Here is a 683-nt window from a genome sequence, read left to right as displayed (position 1 = left end):
GCCGGGGCCTGATGGAGCGCGTAGAGCAGAAGCTCGGCAGCATCCTCGGGCCTGCCGCCCTCGACCAGCACGAGCCCGAGACGCCCCGAGACGAGCGGATCGGGCCGCACGTTGAGCGCCTGGCGGTACGCCTTGGCAGCTTCCCGCAGCCGCCCCGCGGCGCGCTCGCGGTCCGCGAGCTGCGCGAACGCCTGGAACCGTAGCTCCACGTCCGCCTCGGGGCTCTCGTTGGTGGCGCTGGAGAGACTGCTCTGCGCCCGCGCCGCGGGCGACGCGAGAAGCAAGATCGAACAGCACACGATCGCGCGCATGGGGCTCGATCTTTAGCACACTCGGAGGCTCGGATCCTAGTGCGACGTATCCGCGGACGAACCCTTCGGGTCCGCGGACAAACCGCTCGTGGGGCGGCCTTGCTTGTCGCTGTCGACCAGGGGACGCCGTGGCGTGTGCGGTGTGTGCGTCTGCTTCTTCGGCGTGGGTGGCTCCATGACGGGCACGGGTGAACCAGTGTGCTCGAACGACGGCGCTGGCTCCGCGGCCTCCGCCGCCGCGTGTGCGACGTCCGCGGCGGACGCTGCCACGACGCGCGCCGCACCCGCGGCCACGGCGTGAAGCTCGCCGTCAGGCTCGCGCGGCGCGAGCGCGAGCGACGCGAACACCATGGCCATGAGCATCGCCCACAG

Annotated in this window: 2 pseudogenes; both read right to left on the bottom strand. The window is 71.9% G+C overall.

The features are described 5' to 3' along the window. Positions 1–311: pseudogene (locus QHF83_RS53395) on the bottom strand (hypothetical protein); the annotation flags it as partial. A 36-nt stretch (positions 312–347) separates the two neighbouring features. Then, positions 348–683: pseudogene (locus tag QHF83_RS53390) on the bottom strand (hypothetical protein); the annotation flags it as partial.

This window comes from Polyangium sp. 15x6 (genome assembly GCF_029960785.1).
GTDB lineage: Bacteria > Myxococcota_A > Polyangia > Polyangiales > Polyangiaceae > Polyangium.
The sequence above is the reverse complement of the archived record's forward strand: the minus strand, read 5'-3'. Positions and strand labels throughout refer to the sequence as shown.